The organism is Noviherbaspirillum album (assembly GCF_035916955.1).
In the GTDB taxonomy this organism is placed as follows: Bacteria; Pseudomonadota; Gammaproteobacteria; order Burkholderiales; family Burkholderiaceae_D; genus Noviherbaspirillum; species Noviherbaspirillum album.
In genome coordinates this window covers 23,791-50,188 of sequence record NZ_JAWIIV010000030.1, presented here as the reverse complement: position 1 = coordinate 50,188, position 26,398 = coordinate 23,791, and the positions used below count along the sequence as shown (strand labels likewise).

Annotated in this window: 25 protein-coding genes; 20 read left to right on the top strand and 5 right to left on the bottom strand. The window is 61.7% G+C overall.

Features of this window, described 5'->3' with window-relative positions:
- Positions 1-61 precede the first annotated feature (61 nt).
- Positions 62-1,033 carry a CDF family Co(II)/Ni(II) efflux transporter DmeF gene (dmeF, locus tag RY831_RS25235; protein ID WP_326509150.1) on the top strand — a complete coding sequence of 324 codons (972 nt, stop codon included), beginning with the start codon at positions 62-64 and terminating at the stop codon, positions 1,031-1,033.
- 6 nt (positions 1,034-1,039) lie between these two features.
- Here dmeF and RY831_RS25230 read toward each other — a convergent pair whose 3' ends face one another.
- Positions 1,040-1,243: an oxidoreductase-like domain-containing protein gene (locus RY831_RS25230; RefSeq protein ID WP_326509140.1), complete on the bottom strand. Its 204-nt coding sequence runs from the start codon at positions 1,241-1,243 to the stop codon at positions 1,040-1,042.
- A gap of 120 nt (positions 1,244-1,363) precedes the next feature.
- On the opposite strand from RY831_RS25230, the gene RY831_RS25225 reads away from it, so the two are divergent.
- On the top strand, positions 1,364-1,906 hold the full coding sequence (locus RY831_RS25225) for a M15 family metallopeptidase (RefSeq protein WP_326509139.1): 543 nt from the start codon (positions 1,364-1,366) through the stop codon (positions 1,904-1,906).
- 78 nt (positions 1,907-1,984) lie between these two features.
- On the opposite strand, the gene RY831_RS25220 is transcribed toward RY831_RS25225, so the two are convergent.
- Positions 1,985-2,593: a LysE family translocator gene (locus tag RY831_RS25220; RefSeq protein WP_326509138.1), complete on the bottom strand. Its 609-nt coding sequence runs from the start codon at positions 2,591-2,593 to the stop codon at positions 1,985-1,987.
- A 126-nt stretch (positions 2,594-2,719) separates the two neighbouring features.
- Here RY831_RS25220 and RY831_RS25215 point away from each other — a divergent pair, with 126 nt between their 5' ends.
- The 3 genes from RY831_RS25215 to RY831_RS25205 all read left to right on the top strand — a co-directional run bounded on the left by RY831_RS25215 (position 2,720) and on the right by RY831_RS25205 (position 4,887).
- Positions 2,720-3,199: an Lrp/AsnC family transcriptional regulator gene (locus tag RY831_RS25215; protein WP_326509137.1), complete on the top strand. Its 480-nt coding sequence runs from the start codon at positions 2,720-2,722 to the stop codon at positions 3,197-3,199.
- 168 nt (positions 3,200-3,367) lie between these two features.
- Complete coding sequence (locus RY831_RS25210) at positions 3,368-3,637, top strand: hypothetical protein (RefSeq protein ID WP_326509136.1); 270 nt, start codon at positions 3,368-3,370, stop codon at positions 3,635-3,637.
- Positions 3,634-4,887 carry a polysaccharide pyruvyl transferase family protein gene (locus RY831_RS25205; RefSeq protein ID WP_326509135.1) on the top strand — a complete coding sequence of 418 codons (1,254 nt, stop codon included), beginning with the start codon at positions 3,634-3,636 and terminating at the stop codon, positions 4,885-4,887. Before RY831_RS25210 ends, RY831_RS25205 begins: the two co-directional genes overlap by 4 nt.
- Here the strand turns inward: RY831_RS25205 and RY831_RS25200 are convergent.
- A complete protein-coding gene (locus RY831_RS25200; RefSeq protein WP_326509134.1) occupies positions 4,877-5,149 on the bottom strand; it encodes a hypothetical protein in 273 nt (90 codons plus the stop codon). The two genes, RY831_RS25205 and RY831_RS25200, sit on opposite strands and share 11 nt — an antisense overlap.
- Before the next feature lie 239 nt (positions 5,150-5,388).
- On the opposite strand from RY831_RS25200, the gene RY831_RS25195 reads away from it, so the two are divergent.
- The 5 genes from RY831_RS25195 to RY831_RS25175 all read left to right on the top strand — a co-directional run bounded on the left by RY831_RS25195 (position 5,389) and on the right by RY831_RS25175 (position 10,171).
- The gene (locus RY831_RS25195; RefSeq protein ID WP_326509133.1) at positions 5,389-7,434 is read left to right on the top strand and encodes an AsmA family protein; all 2,046 of its coding nucleotides are present in this window, start codon (positions 5,389-5,391) and stop codon (positions 7,432-7,434) included.
- Positions 7,435-7,554: 120 nt separating this feature from the next.
- Positions 7,555-7,998, top strand: a complete 444-nt coding sequence (locus tag RY831_RS25190) for a thioesterase family protein (RefSeq protein WP_326509132.1) — start codon at positions 7,555-7,557, stop codon at positions 7,996-7,998.
- A gap of 76 nt (positions 7,999-8,074) precedes the next feature.
- Positions 8,075-9,364 carry a multidrug effflux MFS transporter gene (locus RY831_RS25185; protein WP_326509131.1) on the top strand — a complete coding sequence of 430 codons (1,290 nt, stop codon included), beginning with the start codon at positions 8,075-8,077 and terminating at the stop codon, positions 9,362-9,364.
- A gap of 5 nt (positions 9,365-9,369) precedes the next feature.
- A complete protein-coding gene (locus RY831_RS25180; RefSeq protein WP_326509130.1) occupies positions 9,370-9,909 on the top strand; it encodes an MOSC domain-containing protein in 540 nt (179 codons plus the stop codon).
- A gap of 61 nt (positions 9,910-9,970) precedes the next feature.
- Entirely contained in the window at positions 9,971-10,171 is a 201-nt protein-coding gene (locus RY831_RS25175) for a hypothetical protein (RefSeq protein ID WP_326509129.1), read from the top strand.
- An 84-nt stretch (positions 10,172-10,255) separates the two neighbouring features.
- On the opposite strand, the gene RY831_RS25170 is transcribed toward RY831_RS25175, so the two are convergent.
- Positions 10,256-11,446 (bottom strand): PA0069 family radical SAM protein, encoded by a 1,191-nt coding sequence (locus tag RY831_RS25170; RefSeq protein ID WP_326509128.1) that lies wholly within the window; start codon positions 11,444-11,446, stop codon positions 10,256-10,258.
- A 344-nt stretch (positions 11,447-11,790) separates the two neighbouring features.
- Here RY831_RS25170 and RY831_RS25165 point away from each other — a divergent pair, with 344 nt between their 5' ends.
- From RY831_RS25165 to RY831_RS25155, 3 genes are all read left to right on the top strand, one after another.
- Complete coding sequence (locus tag RY831_RS25165) at positions 11,791-13,509, top strand: DUF2382 domain-containing protein (protein WP_326509127.1); 1,719 nt, start codon at positions 11,791-11,793, stop codon at positions 13,507-13,509.
- Between the two features lie 95 nt (positions 13,510-13,604).
- Complete coding sequence (locus RY831_RS25160) at positions 13,605-14,027, top strand: NUDIX hydrolase (protein WP_326509126.1); 423 nt, start codon at positions 13,605-13,607, stop codon at positions 14,025-14,027.
- A gap of 365 nt (positions 14,028-14,392) precedes the next feature.
- Entirely contained in the window at positions 14,393-16,147 is a 1,755-nt protein-coding gene (locus tag RY831_RS25155) for a methyl-accepting chemotaxis protein (protein WP_326509125.1), read from the top strand.
- Positions 16,148-16,265: 118 nt separating this feature from the next.
- On the opposite strand, the gene RY831_RS25150 is transcribed toward RY831_RS25155, so the two are convergent.
- Positions 16,266-16,637, bottom strand: a complete 372-nt coding sequence (locus RY831_RS25150; protein ID WP_326509124.1) for a hypothetical protein — start codon at positions 16,635-16,637, stop codon at positions 16,266-16,268.
- 153 nt (positions 16,638-16,790) lie between these two features.
- Between RY831_RS25150 and RY831_RS25145 the strand changes: the two genes are divergently transcribed.
- The 7 genes from RY831_RS25145 to RY831_RS25115 all read left to right on the top strand — a co-directional run bounded on the left by RY831_RS25145 (position 16,791) and on the right by RY831_RS25115 (position 26,339).
- Positions 16,791-17,123: a thioredoxin family protein gene (locus RY831_RS25145; protein ID WP_326509123.1), complete on the top strand. Its 333-nt coding sequence runs from the start codon at positions 16,791-16,793 to the stop codon at positions 17,121-17,123.
- 193 nt (positions 17,124-17,316) lie between these two features.
- Positions 17,317-18,630, top strand: coding sequence for a solute carrier family 23 protein (locus tag RY831_RS25140; RefSeq protein ID WP_326509122.1), 1,314 nt, complete (start codon positions 17,317-17,319; stop codon positions 18,628-18,630).
- 94 nt (positions 18,631-18,724) lie between these two features.
- Complete coding sequence (locus RY831_RS25135; protein WP_326509121.1) at positions 18,725-19,744, top strand: DUF2272 domain-containing protein; 1,020 nt, start codon at positions 18,725-18,727, stop codon at positions 19,742-19,744.
- 96 nt (positions 19,745-19,840) lie between these two features.
- Positions 19,841-20,143 (top strand): hypothetical protein, encoded by a 303-nt coding sequence (locus tag RY831_RS25130; RefSeq protein WP_326509120.1) that lies wholly within the window; start codon positions 19,841-19,843, stop codon positions 20,141-20,143.
- 231 nt (positions 20,144-20,374) lie between these two features.
- The gene (locus RY831_RS25125) at positions 20,375-22,057 is read left to right on the top strand and encodes a carboxylesterase/lipase family protein (RefSeq protein ID WP_326509119.1); all 1,683 of its coding nucleotides are present in this window, start codon (positions 20,375-20,377) and stop codon (positions 22,055-22,057) included.
- A 181-nt stretch (positions 22,058-22,238) separates the two neighbouring features.
- On the top strand, positions 22,239-23,459 hold the full coding sequence (locus RY831_RS25120; RefSeq protein ID WP_326509118.1) for an ABC transporter substrate-binding protein: 1,221 nt from the start codon (positions 22,239-22,241) through the stop codon (positions 23,457-23,459).
- 3 nt (positions 23,460-23,462) lie between these two features.
- Positions 23,463-26,339: a PAS domain-containing hybrid sensor histidine kinase/response regulator gene (locus RY831_RS25115; protein WP_326509117.1), complete on the top strand. Its 2,877-nt coding sequence runs from the start codon at positions 23,463-23,465 to the stop codon at positions 26,337-26,339.
- Positions 26,340-26,398: the final 59 nt, after the last annotated feature.

Genomic DNA, 26,398 nt, shown 5'->3' with positions numbered 1-26,398 from the left:
CCCGGAGGAATCAAGCCACTCGGACCACTCCATACCCGGCAACAGGCAGGCGGACGATGACATGCATGTCCACGTCTACGGCGGCGACAATCCGGCCGCCGAGCGCGGCACCCGCATCGTCATGTGGATCACGGCGTTCACGATGCTCGCCGAAATCACTGCCGGATGGTGGTTCAATTCCATGGCGCTGCTGGCGGACGGCTGGCACATGAGTTCCCATACGCTCGCCATCGGACTGAGCACATTCGCTTACGCGGCGGCGCGGCGCTATGCGCACGATCCGAGATTTACGTTCGGCACCTGGAAGATCGAGGTGCTCGCCGGCTTCACCAGTGCGGTGCTGCTGATCGGTATTGCCGCGATGATGGTGGCCGGCTCCATCGAGCGGCTGCTCGCGCCTCAGGATATCCATTACCGGGAGGCGATGCTCGTCGGCGTGCTGGGACTGGCGGTGAATGTCGTCTGCGCGTTTATCCTGGGCGATGCCCATCATCACCATGACCACCATCACGGCCATGACGACCACCACCGGCATGAGCACGCGCATGAACATGAACATGCGCATGCCGGACAGCATGGGCATCACGCAGATCTGAACCTGAAGGCGGCCTATGTGCATGTCATTACCGATGCCGCGACATCGGTGCTGGCCATCGTTGCACTTGCGGGCGGCTGGATCTACGGATGGGCATGGCTGGACCCGGCCATGGGCGTGGTGGGGGCCGTCGTGGTCGCTATCTGGGCGAAGAACCTGCTCCGTGACACCGCCAAGGTGTTGCTCGACCGTGAAATGGACCACCCGGTGGTGCAGGAAATCCGTGAAGCGGTCATGGCGAATCGCGAAAGCGAACACACCCGTATCACAGACCTGCATGTATGGCGGGTCGGTCGCCAGCATTATGCATGTGCGCTGAGCGTGGTTACCGACAATCCCGCGCTGACACCCGATGAGATGCGCAGGCGCATTGGCATTCATGAGGAAGTTGTGCATTCCACCATTGAAATCCGCCATGCACGGCGCGAGGGCGCGTAGTCCCGGTCAGCCGGCGTTGTGCGGGTGGCGCGCTTCCCATGCGGCCAGTTCGGCGCGGTAGCGCTCCATGGCCGCATAATGAATATCGAATATGCAAGGATCGCAGCCGTTGCCGCAGCACTCTTCAAGCGCGGGCTCGATGGGGGGAACGGGACGCGGGTCGTCGGTCAGGCTGGACATCGTATTCGGGAATGAGCTGGAGATATGCATAGTTTACTCCTGGCAGGCCTCCTGCCGCACCATGGTATCGTGCGGGTTCTATCCCGGTGGAACTGCTTGAGGCAGGCATGGTTCCCAACAGGCTTGCACTCATTTTTCGATTGACCGCAAATGCAGACTATCCAGCTTGACAACAAGACAACCGAAGTCCTCGCCGCGCTCGGCATTTCACCGGAGCGGGCGGCGCAGACGGGCCTGCCGTTTCATCCGGAAGCCACCGAACTGGCATTGGCCGAGATTGGCAGCGATGGTTTCCCGCATCTCATGATTCCGGCTGCGGCGCGGGCATGGCAACGGATGCGGGAGGCGGCGGGGCAGGATGGGGTCGAGCTGTATATCGTGTCGGCGTTCCGCGATCTCGCCAGCCAGGCCGACATTGTGCGCGCCAAGATCGAGCGCGGCATGCCGCTCGCCACCATTTTCACGCTAAGCGCGCCGCCGGGCTACAGCGAGCATCACACCGGGCGGGCGGTCGATATCAATACGCCGGGCTGCGAGGAGAGGGAAGTGCCGTTCGAGGAAACCGCCGCTTTCGTGTGGCTGACCGCCAATGCGGGCCGCTTCGGATTCGTGCTTTCTTATCCCCGGGGGAATGACAAGGGTTTTGCGTACGAGCCCTGGCACTGGCTGTTCATGGAGCACCAGGCGCGTTAGCAGATGCGCTCGAACACCTGACTTGATTGCCGCTTCGCTTCGAATAGTTGAAGTTGAAGGTGATCTGAAAAGTTTTTCTCAACTTGCCAGCAACCTTCCCGCCATCAGTACCAGCACCGACGGCAGCAGCCATTTTTTCAGCGGAGAGGCTTTGCCCTGCATGCGCTGTCCGATACGCGCGGCTGCGGTCGCATACACGCAGTCGAAAGCGAAGCCCACCAGCACCAGGACCGCACCGAGCCAAAGGAATTGCGTCAGCGCCGGCCCATGCGCGGCCGAGACGAACTGCGGCAGGAACAGGCCGCAAAACAACAGGGCCTTGGGATTCATCAGGTTGGTGAGAAAGCCGCGCAGGAAGCAGGAGCGGGCGGAGCGTTCGCTGCGTGCCGATGCATTGAGCCGCAGGTCCGAGCGCAGCACCTGCACCGCCAGAATCAGCAGATAGGCCGCGCCGATCCAGCGCACCAGATCCAGCAGCATGGGATTCGCCGCCATTAGCGCGGCGAGTCCTGCTCCCGACATCAGTACGTGCAGTCCGCGCGCCAGAGCGACGCCGAGGCTGGTTGCCAGCGCGAGGCGCCTGCCGTGCGCGGCGCCGGTGGCGATCACCAGCGCCATGTCCGGTCCTGGAAGCAGATAGACCGCGACGAGTGCGGAGAGATAGAGGGGCAGTACGGCGATATCCATGACGGTTTTTTTCGGAAGGGAGAAAGGAATGCGGAAATTATGCTCGTGCGCGCCGGTAATTTTCTTGCCAAATAGCCTCTACAGACTGCTATCCTGAGCAAGAATCCACTACAAAAAGGAAGTAAAGTGGCAAAAGATCCTCTCAACGAACTGGATCGTGTTGATCTTCGCATCCTCGAACTGGTGCAGAAGGAAGGCCGCCTGAGCAATGCCAGGCTGGCGGAGCAGCTGAATCTGAGCGAAACACCGGTATGGCGGCGCCTGCGCAGGCTGGAAGACGAGGGGTACATCACCGGCTACCAGGCGAACCTCGACCGCCGCAAGCTCGGTTTCGGACTGATTGCCTTCGTGCAGATCAATTTCGCCAATCACACCGGCGAGCTGCCGGCGCAGTTCGAGCGCGCGATCCAGTCTATCCCGGAAATCCTGTCCTGCCATAACGTCAGCGGCGAGGCCGACTATTACCTGCGAGTGGTGGCCCGCGATCTCGACGCCTATGGCGAATTCGTCACCCACGTATTGCGCAAGCTGCCTGGCGTGACCTCGATACGTTCCAGCCTCGCGATGCGGGAAATCAAGTCGACCTCGGCCTTGCCGATTTCCTGATGCATGGATGCGAGATGGAGCTGCATGCCATGCGGCATGGGATTGCGCGCCGCCGCAAGCGAAACGGACCGCCGGCTTGTGCTGCCTCATGGAGCATTCGCACGCGGAGGATTATGTTGTCTGCAGGTCCGGCGGCCGCCGGACCTGCAGACAACCTCGATCCGCGCCATGGAGAACCACTCCCTTAATGAATTGCTGGCACGCAAGGAAGTGCGCTTCCTGCTGGCCGCCCTCTGCGGCTTCTTCGCCGGCCAGGGCGGTTACCTGCTGCTGAACGGAACGCATGCGATGGACATCGTGCGCGGCGGCGGCGAGGTGCTGCTCTGGGGCAGCCTAGCCGCGCTGAATCTTGCGCGCATCCATGGGGGCGGTATCCCCGGCATCCGTCTTGCAATCTATGTCGGTGCTGGTTTGATCGTGGCCAGCTGGCTGCGATGAGCAGCAGCGTGCTTGCCGCGAATCCGGTCATCGTTTTCGGCGCGTTCGACAGACACAATTTCGGAGACCTCCTGTTTCCGCATATCCTGGAAGCGCTGACCGGCCCTGCCGATTTCGTGCACGCAGGACTCGTTGCACGAACCCTGAACGATGCCGGAGGACACCAGGCGCATGCGATCGCCGATCTCGCGGAGCGCTACCGTGACTGGCCGGTGCGCATCGTGCATGCCGGCGGCGAACTGCTCACCTGTGGCGCATGGGAAGCCGCTGTCATGTCCCTGTCAATCGACGAGGCACAGGAGATCACAGCTCGTCTTGGAAGCGACGCGCAACAGTCTCTGGCATGGACACGGGAACGGCTGTGCCTGCAGGCACTCGCTCCCTACGTCGCCGGGCGCGCTCAATTCCCCTGTGCCGATGCGATCGTGCACAACGCCATCGGCGGCGCCGAACTGGATGCGGTGACCGCGGCGATGCGCGTGGAAGTGCGGGAAAAGCTTGCAGGCGCCGACAGCATCTCGGTGCGCGACCGCCGAACACTTGCGCATCTGAATTCCCAGGGACTGGCCGCTGAGCTGGTGCCGGATCCGGCGGTGATGGTGGCCGAGTTGTTCGCTGACCGCCTGCAGGCGCATGCCGCGTCAGGCGAGGTGCTGCAATGCCGGCAGGCGTTTCCCAAGGGCTATCTTGCGCTGCAGTTCAGCATCGATTTCGGCGACGAAGCGACGCTCGATACGCTTGCCGCCGGGCTCGATCGTTTCGTCAGGCACAGCGGCTGGGGCATCGTGCTGTTTCGCGCCGGCGCCGCACCCTGGCATGACGACATTGGCGCCTACCGGCGACTGGCGGCACGCATGCGTAGCCATGCGGTGCGCATACTGTCGTCGCTGCATCTCTGGGATATCTGTGCGCTGCTCGCACGATGCAGTGCCTATGCGGGAAGCAGCCTGCATGGGCGTATCGTCGCCGCGGCCCATGCGCTGCCCCGCGTCACCTTGTGCCGCGACGATACGGGAAGCGGCTGCGCGAAGCACGCCGCTTATGCGGAGACATGGGACGGCGACCGGCAATGCTGGCTGGCCGAGCCGGCCGCGCTGTGCGAAGCCTTGATGGACGCTATCCGGATTGCATCGATTGAGCGGGAGCAGCAGCAAGCCGCTGCCGCCGCGCTTGCGGCGCGTTACCGCGCGCATGCCGAGGTACTGCAAGCAAGGCTCACCGGATGCGTATCCGCAAGCCTCAGCCGCTGACCAGTTTTACCTGGCTGTCCCGCCTGCGCCTTCCGCTTGTGAAAGCCGGAGCAATCGCGCGGCTTTGCTCCGAGGGCAATTCAATGGCGCTGTCGCTTGCCCATAACTGTTCAGCCATCGCGCGCACCCGGCGCGCTTCGCTGCGCAGGTTCCTCTCGACTTGCAGGCCCAGTGCGCCGGCCTTCAATGCTTCGGCTTCAAGCAGGCTGGCCAGCGTGCTCAGGTGTTCGGCAATGCTGCGGCTGTGGATGGTTTCCGACATCACGTTTCCTTTCATGCGGTGCCAATATGGTGCGATGAGGTACGAAATTACTGGGCTCCACTGGTGCATGCGTTTTCCGGCGATCACTATTTCGCTTTTAATTGAGGCGAAGTTTCACCTTGCGGGTGCAGCAGTTTCAAAAAGCCCCTTCAGACTTTCTCAAGTGCATAAGGATGCAAGCAACGTGCCCTGAAGTGTCAAGCAGACGAACTTACTATTGATGGATTGATCATAACGGCATGGGACGCCCACTCAAAATTCTCGCCGGAAGCATTGCCGGGATCATTGCGCTGCTTGTGCTGGCGTTGGTGCTGCTCGCCAACATGGACATGAACCGCTTCAAGCCATGGATCAATGAGCGGGTCAGCGCGGCGACCGGACGCAATTTCGCAATCAACGGAGACCTGTCGCTGAGCTGGGACCGTCCGAAGGCGGTCGAAGGCTGGCAGCGCTTCATTCCCTGGCCGCACATCAATGCCAAGGACATCACCTTTTCCAATCCCGACTGGGCCACCACCGGCGAGAACATGGCCACGGTCGGGGAAGTCGATTTCCAGCTCAATCCATTGGCGCTGCTGAAAAAAACCGTCAGCCTGCATGCGGCGAGCATCAAGGATGCAAAGCTTGCGCTCGAACATGATGACGGCGACCGCAACAACTGGACCTTCGCCAAGAACGAGGAAGAAAAGAACAAGCCTTCGCAATGGCAGTTCGCCGTCGACGGTCTCGACCTGGCCGGGACCGAGGTGCGTTATGTCGACCCCGGCAAGAAAGCCGACGTCAATACGCAGATTGAAACCGACCAGGACGGCAGCATGATCTGGAAAGCCGCCGGCAGGTTCAACGGGGAAAAGATGACGGGCAACGGCAAGGCCGGTTCGCTGCTTTCCCTGCGCGAGAAGAATGTGCGCTATCCGGTGGAAGCGGTGGTGAAAGTGGGCGAAACCACGATCACCGCCGACGGCACGCTGACGGACCCGTCGACGCTGAGCGAACTCGACATCGACATGAAGATTCTCGGCGCCAGCATGGCCGACCTGTTCCCGCTGAGCGGCGTGCTGCTGCCTAACACGCCGAAGTTTTCCACCGAAGGCCGTGTGATCGGCAAGTTCACGCCGGGTGCAATGGTGTTCCGCTATGAGAAGTTCAAGGGCAAGGTTGGCGACAGCGACATCGGCGGAACGCTCGAATACAAGCAGCAGCAGCCGCGTCCCTTGCTGAGCGGCGAGGTTGTTTCCAATTATCTGAACATCAGCGACCTCGGTGCACTCGTAGGCGCCGATGAAAACGATAAGAAGGAAACTGCCTCCGAGGTCAAGCAGCCCCCTGACAAGGTGCTGCCGGTTTCGCCGTTCAAGACCGAGCGCTGGCGGAAGATGGATGTGCAGGTCACTTTCAACGGCAAGAAAATCATCAAGGACAAGAGTCTGCCGATCGACAACCTGTATACCAAGATCGAGATGAAGAATGGCGTGCTCGGCCTGGCGCCTCTTAATTTTGGCGTGGCGGGCGGGAAGCTGACCACCGAACTGCATATCGACGGCCGCGAAGATCCGGCCAAGGCCCGCATGCAGATCGCGGCGCGCTCGCTCAAGCTCAAGCAAATGTTCCCCGGCGTCGAGTCGATGCGCGCCAGCCTCGGCGAACTCAACGGCAATGCGCAGCTGACGGCGTCCGGCAACTCGATCGCCAAGCTGATGGCTTCGTCCAACGGTGAAGTGAAGTCCGTCATCACCGAAGGCAGCGTCAGCAAGTTCATTCTCGAAGCCATGGGCCTGAACGTCGGCAGCGCGGTGATCGCCAAGGTGTTCGGAGATCGCCAGGTGCAGCTCAACTGCATGGCTGCGGATTTCGGCATCAAGGATGGATTAATGGATGCACGCACCTTCGTAATCGATACCCAGGATGCCACCATTCTCGTCGACGGCGCCATCAACTTCGATAACGAAAAAATAGATCTCACCATTAACCCGGAGAGCAAGGGCATCCGCATCATTTCGCTGCGCACTCCGCTTTACGTAAAAGGCACCTTCAAGGAACCGGACGTCGGGCTCGACAAGGGCGTGCTCGCGCTGAAGGCAGGTGCCGCCACCGCGCTGGGTACGCTCGCGGCTCCCCTGGCAGCCCTGCTGGCCCTGATCAACCCCGGCCCGGGCGAGGAAGTGCCCTGCGGCCAGCTCATAGCCGATGCCAGCAAGAAGCCGACCGCACCGCCTGCGGGCAAGAAAATGCCTACGACTGCGCAGCAGAAAGCGGAAGAAGGTCAGGCCAGCTCCGGTCGCTGAACATTGCCGGAAACAAATCGGGCAGGACCGCGTCCGTGCGTATTGCTGCATCGCATCAAGCGAGCGGGTACAATGCCGTCTCCGCGCAGCATGCGACGCATCCGTACCGATCGATTCATCATGGCCCGCCTGAAACTCGAATTTCCCGAAGACCAGTACTACTATTCCACTCATCTCACGGTTCGCGTCACCGACATCAACGGCGCGAATCATCTCGGCAACGACTCGATGATCTCGATGATTTCCGAAGCGCGCGCCCGCTTTCTGTTCGACTTCGGCATCGAGGAAACCCAGGACGACGGCGTCGGCATCATCGTGACCGATCTCGCCACGACCTACAAGACCGAAGCGCATGCGCGCGACCAGCTGCTGTTCGAAGTGGGCGTCATGGATTTCAACAAGTACGGCGGCGATATCACGTTCCGCATCACGCGTCCGCGCGACGATGCGCTGGTTGCGATGGCGAAATCGGGGTTTGTGTTCTTCAATTACAAGCGCGGCAGCGTCGTGTCCATGCCCGAGGCTTTTCATCGCAAGTTCGAGCGCGTCAACTGGACGGAATAGAACCAAGCAGGGCCGCGCCGGGTCCATCGATGGTGATGCCGGCCCGCCCGGCATTCCTTCTTTTCGGTTTCCCGCCATGACAACTACAAATCAAGGCCTCACTACTGCCGCGGAAAGCCAGCGGTCCGTTTCATCGAAACCTCCTTCCGCATCGGGGGGCCTAGCTTTCCTGCTGGCGGCGCTGGCCATGCTCGGCCCGTTTTCGGTCGATACTTACCTTCCCGCATTTCCGGCCATCGAAGCCGGCCTGCATACCACGCCGATACAGGTGCAGCAGACGCTGACGGCCTACATGTTTTCCTTCGCGGTGATGATCCTGTGGCACGGCTCGCTTTCCGATGCCTTCGGCCGGCGCAACATCATCCTCGGCTCGCTGGCGGTGTTCTGCGTCGCCTCGCTGGGCTGCGCGGCGGTGCACAGCATTGAATACCTGTGGGCATTCCGGGTATTGCAGGGCGTGTCGGCGGGTGCAGGCGTGGTGATCGGCAGGGCCATCATCCGCGATCTGTATTCGGGCCCGGATGCGGCGCGCCTGCTGTCGCTGGTGACCATGATCTTTTCCGTGGCGCCGGCGCTGGCGCCCATCCTCGGCGGCTGGATCGTCAAGATCCTTGACTGGCGCTCGATCTTCCTGTTCCTGTTCGTCTACACCGTGCTGCTGATGTGGGCCTGTTACAAGCGCCTGCCTGAAAGCTTGCCGGTACATTTGCGCCAACCCTTCAGCCCGCACGTGCTGATGGTGAATTACCGGCGCGTGTTCGGTTCGCCGCTGTTTCACCTGAAGGCCGGCACGGTCGCATTCAATTTCGCCGGACTGTTCCTGTATGTCGCGGCGGCGCCGGTTTTCCTGACCCGGCATCTCGGACTCGGCCCCGATCAATTCGCCTGGCAGTTCGTGCCCGCGGTCGGCGGCATCTTCCTCGGCGCGCTTACCGTCAACCGTCTTGCAGGCCGCATCGCGGTCGGCCGGCAAGTGCTGTTCGGGTTCGCTTTCCTGATCGGCGCGGGAGTGTTCAATCTGGCTTATCACGCTGTCCTGCCCCCGGCGCTGCCATGGTCGGTGATGCCGCTCTTCTTCTATGCATTCGGCATGTCGGTGGTGGCGCCCGGCGTGACGCTGCTGGTGCTCGATCTGTTCCCGGACATCCGCGGAATGGCCGCCTCCTGCCAGTCGTTTACGCAGATCATGCTGGCGGCGGTGGTGTCGGGCGTGGTCGCGCCTTTTCTGTGGCATTCGGTGCTGTGGCTGGCCGCCGGCCAGCTTGCGTTCACCGCGATTGCACTGTGCCTGTGGCTGGGCGGGCGCTCCTATCATCATGCACATAAAGACAGCGTCAATGCATGGGAAACCGTACCGGTAGAGTAAACGCGATGACCGTCGACCTTCGCGAACTGGCCAGCCGCTTCCCGCATCCCGGGCGTGTGCAAGCCATTTATGTGCGGCCCGTACGGCGCGGCGCAACACGGCAGCTGGACCAGGCTGTCGCGATTGCCGGGCGCGGCTTGCAGGATGACCACATCGCGGCAAGGTCGCAGGGAGGCAAGCGGCAGGTCACGCTGCTGCAGGCCGAGCATCTGCCGGTCATTGCCTCGCTCATCGGCAAGAAGGATGTCGATCCCGCATTGCTGCGCCGTAATCTGGTGATTGCCGGTTTGAACCTGAGTGCCGCCCGCAGCCTGTTCAATGACCGTCCGCTAATGCTTTGCCTGGGTCCCGAGGTGCAGCTCGCGCTGACCGGTTCCTGCGATCCATGTTCCCGCATGGAAGAGCTGCTCGGCCCCGGCGCCTACAACGCCATGCGCGGACACGGCGGCATGACCGCGCGCGTCCTGAGCGGCGGCGTGATCCGTGTCGGGGATGCGGTACGCTGCATGCCCGTTGCCGATCGGCCAGCCGATTTTTCCAAATAACCGGAAACTGTCTGCGGCATGATGACTCTACAGCACATTGATGCTGAAGCGAGTGATCGCAATGAGAGTACAAGTCTTCCACGAAGAGGCCAACGGCAGCCGTACCGATTTCGGCGTATATGAACTGACGCACATGCCGCCGATTGCCGAACCGTTCCCGATCAATAGCCAGACTTTCTACGTCGCAAAGGCTTATTTCGGACCGGACGATACCGGCATGTATGAACTGATCCTGGAAGGAGAGCCGAGGGCGGTGCAGTAAGCCGATGATGAAGCCGCAGCTGCATTGCCCCGTTATCCCGAACGGATGTTGCGGATGCCGCCTTCATCTTGATATAGCTACAGGTCAAAACAGATCGAGCTGGCCATTCGCCGCTTTCCCCGGCGTGCCGCATTTCGGCGGCACCGACAGCGGCCGCCGAAATGCGGAACCGTCCAGCCTGGCAAACCCGTCCGCGCGCCTGTCGAGCCCGAGGCGCGCCAGCAGCTTGTCGAAGCGCTGCCGGATCAAATCGGCCCAGACGCCTTCGCCGCGCATTCGCCTGCCGAAATCGGCGTCGTAATCCTTCCCTCCGCGCATGTCCCTGATGCGGTTCATCACCCGTTGCGCCCGCTCGGGGAAGTGGGCCTGCAGCCATTGCTGGAACAGCGGGTTCACCTCCCACGGCAGGCGCAGAACGATATAGCTCGCGCTGGCGGCGCCTGCCTCGGCGGCGGCAACGAGAATGCGCTCCAGGTCCGGTTCGGTAACGAAGGGAATCACCGGTGCGATGCTGACGCCCACCGGAATGCCGGCCTCGGTCAGCGTGCGTATCGTGCGCAGCCGCCTGGCGGGCGCGGTCGCGCGCGGCTCGAGCGTGCGCGCGATCGCAGGGTCCAGCGTCGTGATCGTCATCGCCACGACTGCCTGGCGCCTTGCCGCCATCGGTGCCAGCAGGTCGATATCGCGTTCCACCATCGACGACTTTGTGATCACGGCCAGCGGATGCTCGCATTCCCGAAGTACTTCGAGGATGCGCCGCGTGAGTTTCAGGTCCCGTTCGCAGGGCTGATAGGCGTCGGTGTTGACGCCGATCGCAATCGGTTCGGGTGTGTACGAAGGTGCCGCCAGTTCGCGCCGCAGCAAGTCTGGCGCATTCACCTTGGCGAATACCTGGGTCTCGAAATCCAGGCCGGGCGACAGGCCGAGGTAGCTGTGCGTGGGCCGCGCAAAGCAATAGATGCAGCCATGCTCGCAGCCGCGATACGGATTGAGCGACACGTTGAACGGAATGTCGGGCGAGGCATTGCGCGTCAGGATGGTCCTTGCCTGTTCGTCGAAGACGCGCGTTCCCGGCGCGCCGGAGAATGCATCATGGTCCACATCGTCGCTGTGCCATCCGTCGTCGAAGCCGGAGCGCAGCTGCGTCTCGTAACGGCCCTGCATGTTCGATACTGCCCCGCGGCCCTTGCGGGTTGCCCACGGCCGTACCTCTTCCTGCACCTGTACCTGCACAGGCTCTGCGTCGATCCTGCCATCGCGATTGCGTTCCTTCATGACGTCGAAAAACTGCTAATAAACTGTATATAAATACAGCATATTACGCACGCATTGCGGGGGCTGCAAGATAGGGAGGGCCGCGCGTATTGCCTTCCATTCACGCTGCCACTATGTCAACAACTATACGGAACTAACTTGGGATTTGCGCTTCTTACAGGACCTTGCGGTTTTATCAATGTACTTGAACGTGCTTCAACTTTCTGCGGGCTTCGCATGCGTCATCTGCGAAATGTAACGGCGGCAGCGCGCATTTCTCCTCATGCCGGGTTGTCCATTTCCTTCAGTCGAATCTTTTCCCGGCAGTTGAACGCTACGTCACCAACCTGAAAAGGAGATACATAATGGCAATCACGTCGAAAGATAATTCGGGCATGCTCACTGGTCTGTTCCGAGACCGCGAAAGCGCAGAGCGTGCCTACCAGGGCCTTTCCTCGCGCGGTTATACCAAGGACGATATCAATATTGTGATGTCCGACGACGCGAGGAAAAAACACTTCTCCGGCGGCGCCAGCACCGAGCTGGGTAACAAGGCAGCCGAGGGCGCCGGCATCGGCGGCGCGGTCGGCGGTACGCTGGGCGCGACGCTCGCGGCGCTGACCGCCACCGGCACCAGCCTCGCCTTGCCTGGACTCGGCCTCGTGATCGCAGGCCCGCTGGCAGCGGCAGCCGCGGGCGCCGGCGCCGGCGCTGCAACCGGCGGCCTGCTCGGCGCATTGATTGGCTGGGGCATTCCGGAAGAACGCGTCAAGCACTATGAAAGCGGCCTGAAGGAAGGCGGCATTCTCATGGGCGTGAATCCGCGTTCCGACGACGATGCCAGCTATATCGAAAACCATTGGCGCACCAACCAGGGCGAGCACATCTATCGCCCAGGCAGCACTAGCACTAGCGCCAGCGGCATCGGTACACAGGGCAGCGGCGATACGGTGGTCGGCGTCTACGACAACTATGCTGATGCACAAAGCGCCGTGCAGGCGCTGGAAGCATCGGGCTTTCCGCGTTCCAGGGTTCAGCTCAATCCCGAGAACGACCTCGATAGCGACACCACGACTACCGACACTTCACAGAGCTCCGGCGGCATCGGCGGCTTCTTCCGTTCACTGTTCGGCGGCAACGACGATTACAAGGAACACCATGACGTGTATGCAGAATCCGTGCGTCGCGGCAGCTATGTGCTGACCGTTGACGTCAACAGCGAAGAAGAAACCGACCGCGCCTCCGATATCATGAACCGCTTCAATGCAGTCGATGTCGACGAGCGTACAAGCCACTGGAAGAAGCAGGGCTGGAGCGGATACGACGAGAGCGCACCGCGCTATACCCGCGACCAGATCGTCAACGAGCGAAGCGCGTACACCTCATCGGCCGCGCTTGGCAATAGCGGAACAACCGCAGGAGCGACTGCGGCCACGACCGGCACATCGCGCATTCCGGTGATCGAGGAAGAGCTCAAGGTCGGCAAGCGCGAAGTGCAGCGCGGCGGTGTGCGCGTGTTCCAGCGCGTGCGTGATACCCCGGTGCATGAATCCGTGCAACTGCGCGAGGAGCATGTGAAGGTGGAGCGCCATGCGGTCGACAAGCCGGCGACCGCCGCCGACCTGGCGGCATTCAAGGAAGGTTCGGTTGAGCTGCGTGAAACCGCCGAGGAAGCCGTGGTCTCCAAGACCGCGCGCGTAGTCGAGGAAGTCGTGGTCGGCAAGGAAGTGACGCAACGCACCGAGCAGATCAATGACACCGTGCGCCGCACCGACGTCGAGGTTGAGCAGCTCGGCGCATCGCGCGCCGGGACAACGATCGGCGACGATGACACCGACTTCCGCCGCCACTGGCAGACTGCTTACGGTTCCACTGGCGGCCGCTACGAAGATTATGACGACGCCTATCGTTATGGCTCGACGATGGCAGGCAGCGATCGCTACAAGAACTACCAGTGGTCCGATGTCGAGCCGCAGCTGCGCAGTGATTGGGAAAGCAATCACCCGGGCAGCACCTGGGACAAGGTGAAGGATGCGGTGCGCTATGGCGCTGAACGCGTGAGCGGTTCTTCCCGCCGTCACTGACCCACCGGCTGATCCGCGTCGAACAGGCGCGGCGCAAGAGGCTGTATGCTCAAGGGCATGCAGCCTTTTTTTATGTGCGCCGGCAAGGGGATTGAATGAATATCGCAACATCGTGCGGTACACTGGTCGTCAAGAAGCGCGGGACCCTCCTGCTATGCCACGTCACGGGCACCGAGCACTGGGACATTCCGAAAGGCTTGCTCGACCCGGGCGAGACAACACTCGATGCCGCGGTGCGGGAGCTGCATGAGGAAACCGGACTGGAATTTTCCCGCGACCGGTTTATCGATCTTGGCCTTTTCTCCTATCGCAGGGACAAGCAGTTGTACCTTTTCCGCGTCGATGCTCCCGATGACTTCGACGATCTCGGTCACCTGATCTGCACCAGCCACTTCATGCACCATGTCACCGGACAGCCGACACCGGAAATGGACGGCTTTTGCTGGGCCACACGCGACGAGGTAAGAATGCTTTGCTGGCCCCGCATGGGAAGCCTGCTGCTCAAGCTGGATTGGTAAGCTGGTCCGGTTGCCATCGCCGCGCCGGTGCGCGAATACATTCAAAACCCGCATTTGCCGTTTTGGCAAGCTGCACATGAAAATTCATTCCGGCAGTGGGCCGTAAGCATACGGACATGCCGATTATCGCAATGACTTCAGGGTTCCGGAACACTTCAAGCCACTGTCATATTGTTTCCTTGTGGAAATAATGGAATAATACTCGGCTGTTGCGCGGGGGGATCCAGCGGACTGAAAGCGTTGCTGTCTTTCGTATGTCGGTTTCCTCGTAATGCAAGCAAACCCATTGCACACCATTCCCCCTGAAGCGGGTACGCCGATTGCCGGATCGGCCGGAAATCAACCGGCATCCCTGGAGAATTTTCATGAAACTCACCAACCTGAACGTAGGCGCTCGCCTGGCCATGGCATTCGGCCTGGTGCTCGCGCTGATGGCCATCCTCGTGGTGGTCGGCCTTACCCGTTTTGAAAGCATCGGAGTGACCAGCGCACAGCTTGTCGACAAGGACTGGGTCAAGGCGGAAGCGGCGAATGTGATCACCGCGACGACGCGCGCGAATGCGCGCCGCACGATGGAACTGCTGATCGTCAATGACAGGAACCAGCGCGACACGATCAAGCAGAAGATCGAAGAGAACAAGAAGACCATTACCGACGCGATCGAGCAGCTCGACCGGCTGGTCACGCAACCGGAAGGAAAGGCGCTCCTGGCACGCATCAAGGAGCAGCGTAAGGTTTACGTCGCCAGCTTCGGCCGTATTGCCGCCCTGGTGGAAGAGACCGACTATTCCGAGGCGCGCAACTTGATGGTCGGCGAGACGCTGCCGGCGCTGGACGCGTTGCAGGAAAGCGTGAATGCGCTCAATGCGCTGCAGAAGAAAGTGGTCGAGCAGAGCGGAGTCCATGTCATGGAAAGCGTCCGCTTCGGTCAAATGATATTCATCGCGATCGGCGTCGGCGCGGTACTGGCCGGGATTGCGCTGGCCATTCTGCTGAGCCGCTCGATCACCGGTCCGCTCAATCATGCGGTGGATATCGCACGCACCGTCGCCGCCGGTGATCTGACCAGCCGTATCGAAGTGAAGACGAAAGATGAAACCGGTCGCCTGCTGCAGGCGCTCAGGGAAATGAATGACAGCCTGTTGCGCATCGTCGCCCAGGTAAGGTCGGGCACCGATACCATTGCGGGCGCGTCGACCCAGATCGCGGCCGGCAATCTCGACCTTTCTTCACGCACGGAGGAGCAGGCCAGCACGCTGGAAGAGACGGCGTCCTCGATGGAAGAGCTGACCTCCACCGTACGCCAGAATGCAGACAATGCGCGCCAAGCCGACAAGCTGGCGCAATCGGCTTCCGAAGTCGCCAACCGCGGCGGCATGGTCGTGTCTCAGGTGGTGGAAACCATGGGCTCGATCAACGCTTCATCGAAGAAAATCTCGGACATCATCAGCGTGATCGACGGGATCGCCTTCCAGACCAATATCCTGGCGCTCAATGCCGCAGTCGAAGCTGCACGCGCAGGGGAGCAGGGGCGGGGCTTTGCCGTGGTGGCGACCGAAGTGCGCAGCCTGGCGCAGCGTTCGGCGGCGGCGGCCAAGGAAATCAAGGTCCTGATCGACGACTCGGTGGAAAAGGTCGCCACCGGCGCCAAGCTGGTCGACCAGGCCGGAGCCACGATGTCGGAAATTGTCGATAGCGTACAGCGTGTCACCGACATCATGGCTGAGATTACCGCCGCGAGCGATGAGCAGTCGGCCGGCATCGAACAGGTCAATCAGGCCATTGCCCAGATGGACGAGGTAACTCAGCAGAATGCGTCGCTGGTCGAACAGGCCGCAGCCGCGGCCGATGCGATGCAGGAGCAGGCGCGCGGCCTGCAACAGGCGGTTGGAACCTTCAAGGTCGATGGTAGCGCGGCACCGGCCGTGGCCGTGATGCCCATGGTAGCTGCAGTGCCTGTCAAAGCCGCGACGCGGCCGCTTGCCGCCGGCATGCCGCAAATGTCCGTGCCCGCCGCCGGGACAGTGCAGACAACCGCACCGAAGCTGCCTGCGGGAAGCCGCGGCAAGGCCTTGGCAAAGCCGCAACATGCCTCGACCGAGGAATGGGAAGAGTTCTGATGTGCGCTACCGGCTTGCCGCAGGCGAGCCGGATTTCAACGCAGTTCCAGGCAGGACCCGGCGGCACACGCCGTTCCGGTACCGAAGCAGGCGCCGGGACGGCGTATGCGTTTTCACATCAACCCGCATCATCCGCTTTCGGCACTGCACGGTCCATGGATTTTTCCAGCTGGGTTGGAGCGCTGCCTTGCGAGTCCTTTCCCGCGGACTGCGCGACGGCTTCGGAAGGCTTCAATCCGGACAATCCGATTCCCTCGTCGGCCGGCATCTGTCCGATACGCCTTGCCTGGTCGGACTGCTGGTCAAAGTTCTGTTCTTCCGCAACGGAATAGCGGCCGTCTTCCGCATCGTCGTCGGAGGAATGAGATAGGGAGGGCGCGGATTGCATAGGCTGATCGACCTGCTCCTGCTGCTCCGTCTGCCCGGTGAATCGGCCGGCGGCGCTCTTTGCGGCCTCATTCGATGGCTGGGATGGCTGGGTATTTGCCATGATGAATCTCCTTTTTCAAACGATGTCTGATGAACATGGATAAGCATGTTTTCAATATCTGAACCCGTGCTGCCGCATTAGTTGCACGCTACCGCAAAGCGGAACCATCGGTTCGGGGATAATTGGCGTATCGATATCAGGAAGGAAATAGACATGGCCATGAACCATACCTTCGCAGCGGTCGAGCCGGCACGCAAGGACGTTGATGCCCTGCAAGAGCCCACCGTCGTCGAGTTCGGAACCGACTGGTGCGGTTTCTGCCGCGCTGCCCAGCCCTTGCTCGAAACGGCGTTCGCTGCTCATCCCGCCGTCAAGCACATCAAGGTCGAGGACGGTCCGGGCCGCCCCCTTGGCCGCTCATTCCGCGTCAAGCTGTGGCCGACACTGATCTTCATGAAGAACGGCGCCGAGGTGGCAAGGCTGGTCCGCCCCGCCGACGCGGATTCCATTCGGCAGGCGTTGCAGCAGATAGACGCCGGGACATAGCAGCCGCTTCGCATCGGGAGCGATCCAGTTTTTTTAGCCGGCGGGGCCCCTGCAAGTTGAACAATGGTTGTGGTTTGTGCAGCCGATGAATAAACTTGCATGTTTGAAATATTTTTTGAATTCACCTGCGCGGCTATTACCGGGACAAGTCATGCCCGGCGGTGGACCGCGAGGGCTCAACTGGAGTATCCCGATGGCAGAATCCTTTTTCCCCAAGTGGCGGCTCAGGCAAGGCACTTCCGACGGTCTTGGCCCGGTCATCAATACCGACGAGCGCCTGCCCTGGCCGCAGATGATGGCCATGGGCCTGCAGCACGTGGTCGCCATGTTCGGTGCCACGGTGCTGGCGCCGCTACTGATGGGCTTCGATCCGAACCTCGCCATCTTCATGTCGGGCGTCGGCACGCTGCTGTTCTTCGTTTTTGTCGGCGGCCGCGTGCCCAGTTACCTGGGATCGAGCTTCGCCTTCATTGGGCTCGTGATCGCAGTCACCGGCTATGGCGGCAGCGGCCCTAACGCCAACATGGGCGTTGCGCTCGGCGGCATCATCGCCTGCGGCGCACTCTACACGCTGATCGGACTGCTGGTCGCGGCGGTCGGCACCAGCTGGATCGAAAAACTGATGCCGCCGGTCGTGACCGGCGCCGTGGTCGCGGTGATCGGGCTCAATCTTGCCCCGATTGCGGTCAAGGGCGTGGTGGCGAACAATTTCGATGCCTGGATGGCCTTGGTGACCATTCTCTGCGTGGGTGGCGTGGCCGTCTTCACGCGCGGCATGACCCAGCGTCTCCTGATCCTGATCGGCCTGCTGCTGGCCTACGTAATCTATGCAATCCTGACCAACGGCGCCGGCCTCGGCAAGCCGATCGACTTCGGTGTCGTCGCAAACGCGCCATGGTTCGGCATGCCGAAGTTCGTGGCGCCCGTTTTCAAGGCCGATGCCATGAGCCTGCTGGCGCCGGTCGCCATCATTCTGGTGGCGGAGAACCTCGGTCATATCAAGGCGGTCAGCGCCATGACTGGCAAGGACCTCGACCGCTACATGGGTCGCGCCTTCATCGGCGACGGCGTCGCCACCATGATTTCCGGCGCGGCCGGCGGCACCGGCGTCACTACCTATGCGGAAAACATCGGCGTCATGGCGGTGACTCGCATCTATTCGACGCTGGTGTTCGTAATCGCCGCCGTCGTGGCGCTGATCCTCGGCTTCTCGCCGAAATTCGGTGCGGTCATCCAGACCATTCCGGGAGCGGTGCTGGGCGGCGTATCGATCGTCGTGTTCGGTCTGATCGCGGTGGCGGGCGCCCGCATCTGGGTAGAGAACAAGGTGGACTTTTCGGATAACCGCAACCTGATCGTCGCCGCCGTGACCCTGGTGCTAGGCGCCGGCGACTTCACTCTGAAGATCGGTCAGTTTTCGCTCGGTGGCATCGGCACCGCCACCTTCGGCGCCATCATCCTGTACGCAATCCTGTCGGCCGCCGGCGAACGCAAATCGCGCGGTTGATCAAGACAAGGCCGGACATGCCTGACCGGGCCGCAACGGCTTCGGGCAGGCATGTTATGCTCGCCAGACCTTCCGGGTCTTGCCGATGCAGCCTATGAGTCACCTGTCCGTTCCGCGTTGCCTTTCAGCGTTCATCCTCGTCTCTGTCTTCACCCTCACCGCCGCGCATGGGCGCGCCGAGTCATGCCTGCAGGCGGGAGCACCTTCGGATGTGGCAGCGCGGCTCGCCGGCATCGCCGACGCCGAGTACCGCGAATTCAACGGCCACCGCATCGATGACGACGGCACCCTGCTGCGCTTCGGGTCCGCGGAGTCCGAAACGGAGCTTCTGCATGATCCCGACACCGGGGAAAGCGCGCGCAACCGTCCCGGACGATATGCGTGGCGCCGGGTCTGGGAATACTGGCTGGCGCTCGGCGCCCATGTCGAAGGCGAGCCCTGGCGCCGCAAGCTGATATTCGTACCAGGCTTGCTCGACGATGCCCATAGCGGCGCACGCGCGAAGGAACGCAGACTCGGCAGCCTGCTGCCGGAAGCTTCGCGCGAAGGAGAGGACGACGTCCAGGCAGCGATGCGCGAAGCGCTGGTGCGCGCGGCGCTGAACGATTCGCCATGGTCGGCGGCATTCATTTCCTACCTGATGCACAAGGCAGGACTTGGCGACGTGCAATTCAGGTATTCAGCCACGCATTCCGACTATATCAAGGCGGCCTTCGACCACGATCCGGCCTATGCCTATCGAGCCTGCGACCCCGCTCGTGTCCGTCCGCGCGTCGGCGACCTGTTGTGCTATTCCCGCGGCAGCAGGCCTCTCCGGCGCTTTTCCGACTGGCGGGAGGCGGTCCGTGCCGAAAACTTCATCGCCGCGTCGCATTGCGAACTGGTGGTCGGCGTCGACCGGAGCGCGCGCAAGATGGAGACCATCGGCGGCAATGTGCTGCAATCGGTGGCGCGCCGCAGGCTGCGCCTCAACGAGGCAGGCGTCCTCTCGGGCAACCACAGCCCTTTGCTGTTCAAACCGGAAGCGGAAACCGCATGCCTGGTCCAGAAGGATTGCCGGCGGCAAAATATCAATCTGCAGTACTGGAGCGTGCTGCTTCAGCTCAAGCAATGAAGCGGATGAAAGTAACATCCTGGGCGCGGCAGCGGGTCGTACGCCGACATTGTGCCGCCTCATGGCTTTTCTCACCGATGAAACCATACTGTGCCCATGAACATCAATAAACTGGTCCAGGATGTACTGAGCGAAGCCGCGCTGGAGCTGCTCGACACCCTGGCTGCCCACACCATCGTGGCTTCGCCGCAGCAGCGTTCGTCTCTTACCCTCATGCCGGTCGAAGCCGATAACTGGAACCCGACCATGATGCTCATGCGGGAAATCTTCGAGGCAGAGATTCTGGTGTCGGGCGAAACAGAATGGCTGGGCTTTCGCATCCTGCAAGCCTACGGTGTACGGGATGGACAGCTCGCTTACCAGTTCACGCCTGTGTTTGCACAAGCGCTGTCTGCCTGATTGCACTTGCGGTCAATAAAAATCTCCGTGTCTTTGCCGGCAGCGAAGTAACTTTTGCCGGCATGTTGGCCGCACGTTCGCGGGTTTTGCCGCAGCAATTTTCCCTCATGCAATTTCGCTGTTATTCCAGGTACGTTCTAATACTGAAACAACTCCGGATTCAGTCATACAATACCCGCAACTGACGTCGGCAGACGGCTTTATAACAACTGAATGCGGAGGGGAACGCCTATGAAAAATAAATGCGCACGCACAAGCATCGAAACGGAGAATTCCGTGATCCGGCATCTGTTCGCCGTCGCGTTCGCGGCTGCGGCCCTCTCCGGCTGCGCCAGCGTGGACGGGACGTCGACATCGACCTGCGGCGCGACCGGAGCCGACACCGCTTGCACCGGGCAGGGCGCGGTTCGCGGAATCGTCCAGGATGGACTGGTCGCATTCAAGGGCATTCCCTATGCCGCGGCACCGGTCGGCCAGCTGCGTTTTCGTCCACCCGCAGCCCCTTTGACGTGGCAGGGCGTGCGCGACGCCTCGGCATTCGGCCCGGTCTGTCCACAACTGGATGGAAAGGAAGTCATCGGCAATGAGGATTGCCTGACGCTGAACATCTGGAAGCCGAAGCAGGCTTCGACCGGGGCGTTGCCGGTGATGGTATTTCTGACCGGCGGCGGCAATCATGCGTTTTCCGGACAAGGTTCGCCCGGATTCGGCGGTGTCAAGTACAACGGCGAAAAGCTCGTTCCCGAGGGCGTCGTTTATGTCAGCTTCAACGCGCGCCTCGGCGCGCTCGGCTATCTCGCCCATCCGGCGCTGGATGCCGAGCACAGCAAAAATGTGTCCGGCAACTATGGCAGCCTTGATCATATAGCCATGCTCAAGTGGCTGCGGCAGAACATCGCATCCTTCGGCGGCGATCCCAAGCGCATCTTCCTGTTCGGCACCTCCGCAGGCGGCGGCAATCTGTGCGCATTGATGACATCGCCACAGGCGCGCGGCCTGTTTCACGGCGCCGCCATGCAGAGCAGCGTGCCCACAGGCTGCGAAATGCAAACCCTGGCCGATGCCGAACAGGGCACCGGCCAGCGCATCGCGCAGCTGACCGGCTGCGATCAGGCGGGCACCAGGGCGGGCAACAAGGCAGATGACAGGCTCGCCGACATTGCTGCCTGTCTGCGCGGCAAAAGCATGAAGGACATCGTGCGGGCCTTGCCTGGCACGTTCGGAGTGCTGCCCCGCCTGTATGGCCCGAATGTCGATGGACATGTATTCCCGCGCCAGCCGATCGAGATCATCCGCGAGCGGGGCCATTCCGCGATGCCGGTCATCGTCGGTAATTCCACGGAAGAAACCATGCTGTTCGTTAACGCGGTCGGTCCGGTGACCGATGCGACGAGCTACGCGGCCGGCATCGAAAAGGTCTTCGGCAGCAGCAATGCCGCCGCCATTGCGTCGCGCTATCCGCTGCAAGCCTACCCGACCCCGCGGGCCGCCTTCGTCAGCCTGACTACGGATGCGCTGTTCACCTGCCAGAGCCGCCGTGTCGCCCGCACGCTGACTGAAGCCGGCAACCCGCCGGTTTACCGTTACCTGTTCGCGCATGCACTGCAGAACGATGCTCAACAGAAGGCGCTCGGCGCGGTGCATACTATCGAGCATGCTTTCCTGTTTCCATGGCAGGGCAGCTACCGCCCGACCGGCGACGATTTGAAGATTCAGAATGCAATGATCGCCTACTGGAGCGCGATGGCAAGGACCGGTGCGCCGGGCAGCGCGGGCGGCGTTGCCTGGCAGCCGAGCACCAAGGCGCAGGATGCGTATTTGGAAATTGCGCCGGCGCTTTCGATGAAGAGCGGGGCCCAGGATGCGCATTGCGACTTTTGGGACGGGGTGAAGCTGCCCTGGCCGCATCTTTGATGCCCGCGGTTGCATACGCGATTGCATAACGACGCAGCTGCTTGCGTCATCGCCGCGCCATGTTTCACCGACAAGGCATGGCAGAACATGGAAACATGGGAACATGACAAGGCACTCGGGAAAAGGAATGATGTCAACATACGACGCTGCTAGGCAGTCAACACGCACCACTGGAGCCGGCATGGGCCGTTCTCAACTGCAAAACGCGCGCAGGCGCCGCCAGTTGCTAACTCTCGGACTCCTGTCCGGCCTGGTTTCGCCGTTCGCCTCCGGTGCCGAGGACAAGAGCGGCAAGCCGCCGATTGTCATTGGCATCGATGGCGAGTTCGGATTGGCCAACAGCACATCGGCGCAGGCCGTCGAACTTGGCGTGCGCGCCGCCGCCGCGGAAATCAATGCGGCCGGCGGCGTGCTCGACGGTCGCCAGATCGAGATCATTACCAAGGACCATCGTTCCATGCCGGCCCGCGGCATCCGCAATATCGAAGAGTTCGCCTCGATGCCGAACGTGGTCGCGGTATTCGGCGGACGCTTCAGCCCGGTCGTCATCGAGCAGTTGCCCAAGCTGAAGGAAACCAAGCTGCTTTTTCTCGCGGTGTGGTCGTCGGCCGACGCCATCGTCGATAACGGCATGAGTCCGAACTTCATCTATCGCCTCTCGCTGCGCGACAGCCTGGCAATGCCGACCATGCTCAAGAATGCGAGACAGCGCAAGCTTAATAACGTGGGCCTGCTGCTGACCAATACCTCGTGGGGCAGGAGCAATCTGGCGGCGGCGGAAAAGTTCGTGGAAACCGCGAGCGATATCCGTATCGTGCGCACCACCTGGTACAACTGGCGCGATACCACGCTGGTCGACAAATATCAGAAACTTATCGATGCCGGCGCCGAAGCGGTGCTGCTGGTGGCCAACGATGACGAGGCAGCGGTGCTGGTGAAGGAAGTGGCCGCGTTGCCGAAGGAAAAACGCATTCCCATTCTCAGCCACTGGGGCATCACCGGCGGCGAGTTCGTGAAGCAGGCCGGGCCGGCATTGCATCAGGTCGATTTCAGCGTCATCCAGACCTTCAGTTTCTTCAATGCCGCAAAACCGCCGCTGGAAAAATTCATGCGCACGGTGTCGTCCATCTCCGATATCCGCAGGATAGAGGACATTAAGGCGCCGGTAGGCGTGGCCCATGCCTATGACATGATGCATATCCTGGCGCGCGCAATCGCCCTTGCCGGCACCACCGACCGGCCGGCGGTACGCGACGCGCTGGAAAAGGTGCGCGAGCATCGCGGCCTCGTTAAACACTACAAGCCGCCGTTCACTCCGGCGCGGCACGAAGCGCTCGGTCCCGATGAATTGCTGATGGCCCGCTACCGTGAAGACGGCGTGCTTGTCCCGATAAAGAAGTGATGCATGATTTTCCATCGCACCGCAGCCGGTAGCCTGACGCGCCGCTTTGCCGTCGCCAGTGCGGCGCTGGCGACGTTCGCGCTGCTGCTGACGGTAGCGTCGTCCTGGTGGCTGGTCAGCGAGCAGCATGCCACCGCAATGAGCATCGTATCGAAGAAGGAGGCGGACTTTCATGCGGCCACCGTAAGCTCGACGCTGCATTCGGTCGCCTCGCGCATGAATGATGTCGCCAACAGCAGCATTCTCGCCACCGGACTGGTCGACAGCGCCGGACGGGAAACCTATCTCGCGCCCTATCTGTCGAGCATCCGCCAGATCAACGGGGTTCCGATCAATATTCTTTTCACCGATTTCGCCGGCGGCGAGATTTCCAGCAACGGCCTCGGGCGTTTCAATGAAAAGGAAATGGCATGGCTTAAGAAACATCTGGAAACCGGCAGGGAAACCGCCGAAATCATCGAATCCGATCGGGGACCGGAACTGATCGCGGTGGAGATGCTGAGCTATTCCAGGACCGAAACGCCCGAAGGCGCGCTGATCTACAAGTTGAGGCTAAAAGACTTGCGGCCGAACGACATGGCGCAGCTGACCTGGTCGGACAAGGCGTTCGTTCCCAGCAGGAACGAAAGCATGGTTTCCGTCCCCGTCGACATGCCCGAAACTTTTCGTCACCTGCATTTCCAGGTACTTGAGCCGCTGCAGCCGGCATCGGCGCGGGAGCTTGCGCCGCAGTTCGCCATCATCGCCGTCATTGCCCTGGCACTGGCGGGAACGGTGCTGGTGCTCGGCGCGCGCCTGGCCCTCAGGTTGACCCACGACCTGCGCAAGCTGGAGGTTTTTTCACGCAGCGTGGTCGACGGCGGTTTGGGTACGCAGCGCGCGGCGACCGAGGGCAGCACCGAGGTTGCCAGCGTGGCGGGATCGATCAATCACATGCTGGACCGCCTCTACGAGCAGCATGTGCAGCTGCAACAGGAGCGCGAGCGTTTCCTGCAACTCGCCAATACCATTCCCCAGCTGGCCTGGATCGCCGGTCCAGACGGCAAGATCCAGTGGTACAACGACCGTTGGTACGAGTACACCGGCACGACGCCTGGACAAATGAAGGAGTTCGGCTGGCGCATCGTCCATCACCCTGCCATGCAGGACACCGTGTTCGAACGGATGCGGGAGCTGATCGAACAGGGACAGCCGTTCCAGATGACTTTCCCGCTCAGGGGTGCCGACGGAGAGTTTCGGCCGTTCTTTACATCGGCCGCGCCTTTGCATGACAGCGACGGCCGCATTGTGCAGTGGTTCGGCACCAATACCGATGTGTCGCAGATCGAAAAGGCCGAGCGGGCGGTGCGGGAAAGCGAGGAACGGCTGCGCGAAGGCCTGGTTGCGGCAAGGATGGCCGTGTGGGACTGGACACTGGCGAATGACGGCATCCGCTTTTCGCCGAATGCACCCGACATTTTCGGCGCGACCTGGGACGTCGGCACCGACGCCTGGAGTGCGGTGCATCCCGACGACCAGATGCGGCTGCAGCGCGCGATGGACAAGGCCATCGAGGAACGCAGCCAATTCAACCAGGTAGTGCGGATGATTCGTCCCGACAACGGCAATATGGTCTGGATCGAAGCGCGCGGCAAGGTGGTGAGCGACCAGAGCGGCAAGCCCCATTCGGTGCGGGGAATCTCCATCGATGTGACGGTGCGGAAGAACGCCGAAGAGGCGCTGCGCATTGCCAATCAGCGCAAGGACGAGTTCCTGGCGATGCTGGCGCACGAATTGCGCAATCCGCTGGCGCCGATCAGCACCGCCGCAGAAATACTGAAGCTGACCGGACCCGACCCTGAACGCCTGCGCCAGACCAGTGAGATCATCACGCGCCAGGTCGATCACATGACCAGCCTGATCAATGACCTGCTCGATGTGTCGCGTGTGACGCGAGGCCTGGTCAAGGTGGAGAAGGAACCGGTGCGGATTGTCGACGTGATAACCGGCGCCGTCGAGCAGGTCAGGCCGCTGATCGAGTCCCGTCGCCATCATCTCAACGTGCAGCCGGTGCCGCCGCAGGCCTGCGTGGTCGGCGACCGCAAGCGACTGGTGCAGATCGTTACCAACCTGCTGAACAATGCCGCCAAGTACACAGGCGAAGGCGGCGAGATCGTATTGCTGGTCGCGGTCGATGCCGAGAAGGTGGAGATCAGCGTACGCGATACCGGCATCGGTATTTCTTCCAGCCTCCTGCCGCACGTGTTCGAGCTGTTCACCCAGGCCGAGCGCACTCCCGACCGTTCGCAAGGCGGCCTGGGACTTGGCCTGGCCCTCGTGCGCAGTCTTGTCGAGCTGCATGACGGCGTCGTGGAAGCCTATAGCGAGGGAACGGACAAGGGAAGCCTGTTCACGGTGAAGCTGCCGCGGCTCGACCTCGAAGTCATCGAGCCCGATGCCGCACCTGTCGCGGCTCCGGTGCGGGATAGCCGGGGCATGCATGTCATGATCGTCGATGACAACGTCGACGCCGCGCACAGCCTCGCCGTCCTGATGGAGGCCGAAGGCTACCGCGTCAGCGTCGAGCATCGCGCCGACAAGGCACTGGAGCGCGCTCTTGCACATCCGCCCCAGGCATTCCTGCTCGACATCGGCCTCCCGGAAATCGACGGCTATGCGCTGGCGCGCCGGCTGCGGGAGGCCCCCGCGACCGCGGATGCATTGCTGATCGCGGTCACGGGGTACGGCCGCAAGGAAGATGTCGAACGCTCCCAGGCTGCTGGATTCGATCATCACCTGGTCAAGCCCGCCACCAGGCAGGCGCTGGTGGACATTCTCGCGCACTCTCGTCACGACTCGGGCAACATACCCGGATCAGGCGAGCCGGCCGCCATGCAGTAGGGAGAGACGGGCGATGGTGCTGCATTCTCAATGCGGTCGCCGTCCTTGCCAAAAAGGGC

Excerpts from the sequence above, each read along its gene's own strand:
- RY831_RS25170 (WP_326509128.1), bottom strand. The coding sequence starts at position 11,446 with ATGAAGGAACGCAATCGCGATGGCAGGATCGACGCAGAGCCTGTGCAG.
- RY831_RS25200 (WP_326509134.1), bottom strand. The coding sequence starts at position 5,149 with ATGTCGGAAACCATCCACAGCCGCAGCATTGCCGAACACCTGAGCACG.
- RY831_RS25225 (WP_326509139.1), top strand. The coding sequence starts at position 1,364 with ATGCAGACTATCCAGCTTGACAACAAGACAACCGAAGTCCTCGCCGCG.
- RY831_RS25130 (WP_326509120.1), top strand. The coding sequence starts at position 19,841 with ATGAACATCAATAAACTGGTCCAGGATGTACTGAGCGAAGCCGCGCTG.
- RY831_RS25115 (WP_326509117.1), top strand. The coding sequence starts at position 23,463 with ATGATTTTCCATCGCACCGCAGCCGGTAGCCTGACGCGCCGCTTTGCC.
- dmeF (WP_326509150.1), top strand. The coding sequence starts at position 62 with ATGCATGTCCACGTCTACGGCGGCGACAATCCGGCCGCCGAGCGCGGC.
- RY831_RS25140 (WP_326509122.1), top strand. The coding sequence starts at position 17,317 with ATGGCAGAATCCTTTTTCCCCAAGTGGCGGCTCAGGCAAGGCACTTCC.
- RY831_RS25190 (WP_326509132.1), top strand. The coding sequence starts at position 7,555 with ATGGCCCGCCTGAAACTCGAATTTCCCGAAGACCAGTACTACTATTCC.
- RY831_RS25180 (WP_326509130.1), top strand. The coding sequence starts at position 9,370 with ATGACCGTCGACCTTCGCGAACTGGCCAGCCGCTTCCCGCATCCCGGG.
- RY831_RS25125 (WP_326509119.1), top strand. The coding sequence starts at position 20,375 with ATGAAAAATAAATGCGCACGCACAAGCATCGAAACGGAGAATTCCGTG.
- RY831_RS25230 (WP_326509140.1), bottom strand. The coding sequence starts at position 1,243 with ATGCATATCTCCAGCTCATTCCCGAATACGATGTCCAGCCTGACCGAC.
- RY831_RS25185 (WP_326509131.1), top strand. The coding sequence starts at position 8,075 with ATGACAACTACAAATCAAGGCCTCACTACTGCCGCGGAAAGCCAGCGG.
- RY831_RS25150 (WP_326509124.1), bottom strand. The coding sequence starts at position 16,637 with ATGGCAAATACCCAGCCATCCCAGCCATCGAATGAGGCCGCAAAGAGC.
- RY831_RS25120 (WP_326509118.1), top strand. The coding sequence starts at position 22,239 with ATGGGCCGTTCTCAACTGCAAAACGCGCGCAGGCGCCGCCAGTTGCTA.
- RY831_RS25155 (WP_326509125.1), top strand. The coding sequence starts at position 14,393 with ATGAAACTCACCAACCTGAACGTAGGCGCTCGCCTGGCCATGGCATTC.
- RY831_RS25160 (WP_326509126.1), top strand. The coding sequence starts at position 13,605 with ATGAATATCGCAACATCGTGCGGTACACTGGTCGTCAAGAAGCGCGGG.
- RY831_RS25175 (WP_326509129.1), top strand. The coding sequence starts at position 9,971 with ATGAGAGTACAAGTCTTCCACGAAGAGGCCAACGGCAGCCGTACCGAT.
- RY831_RS25135 (WP_326509121.1), top strand. The coding sequence starts at position 18,725 with ATGAGTCACCTGTCCGTTCCGCGTTGCCTTTCAGCGTTCATCCTCGTC.
- RY831_RS25145 (WP_326509123.1), top strand. The coding sequence starts at position 16,791 with ATGGCCATGAACCATACCTTCGCAGCGGTCGAGCCGGCACGCAAGGAC.
- RY831_RS25220 (WP_326509138.1), bottom strand. The coding sequence starts at position 2,593 with ATGGATATCGCCGTACTGCCCCTCTATCTCTCCGCACTCGTCGCGGTC.
- RY831_RS25205 (WP_326509135.1), top strand. The coding sequence starts at position 3,634 with ATGAGCAGCAGCGTGCTTGCCGCGAATCCGGTCATCGTTTTCGGCGCG.
- RY831_RS25195 (WP_326509133.1), top strand. The coding sequence starts at position 5,389 with ATGGGACGCCCACTCAAAATTCTCGCCGGAAGCATTGCCGGGATCATT.
- RY831_RS25165 (WP_326509127.1), top strand. The coding sequence starts at position 11,791 with ATGGCAATCACGTCGAAAGATAATTCGGGCATGCTCACTGGTCTGTTC.
- RY831_RS25210 (WP_326509136.1), top strand. The coding sequence starts at position 3,368 with ATGGAGAACCACTCCCTTAATGAATTGCTGGCACGCAAGGAAGTGCGC.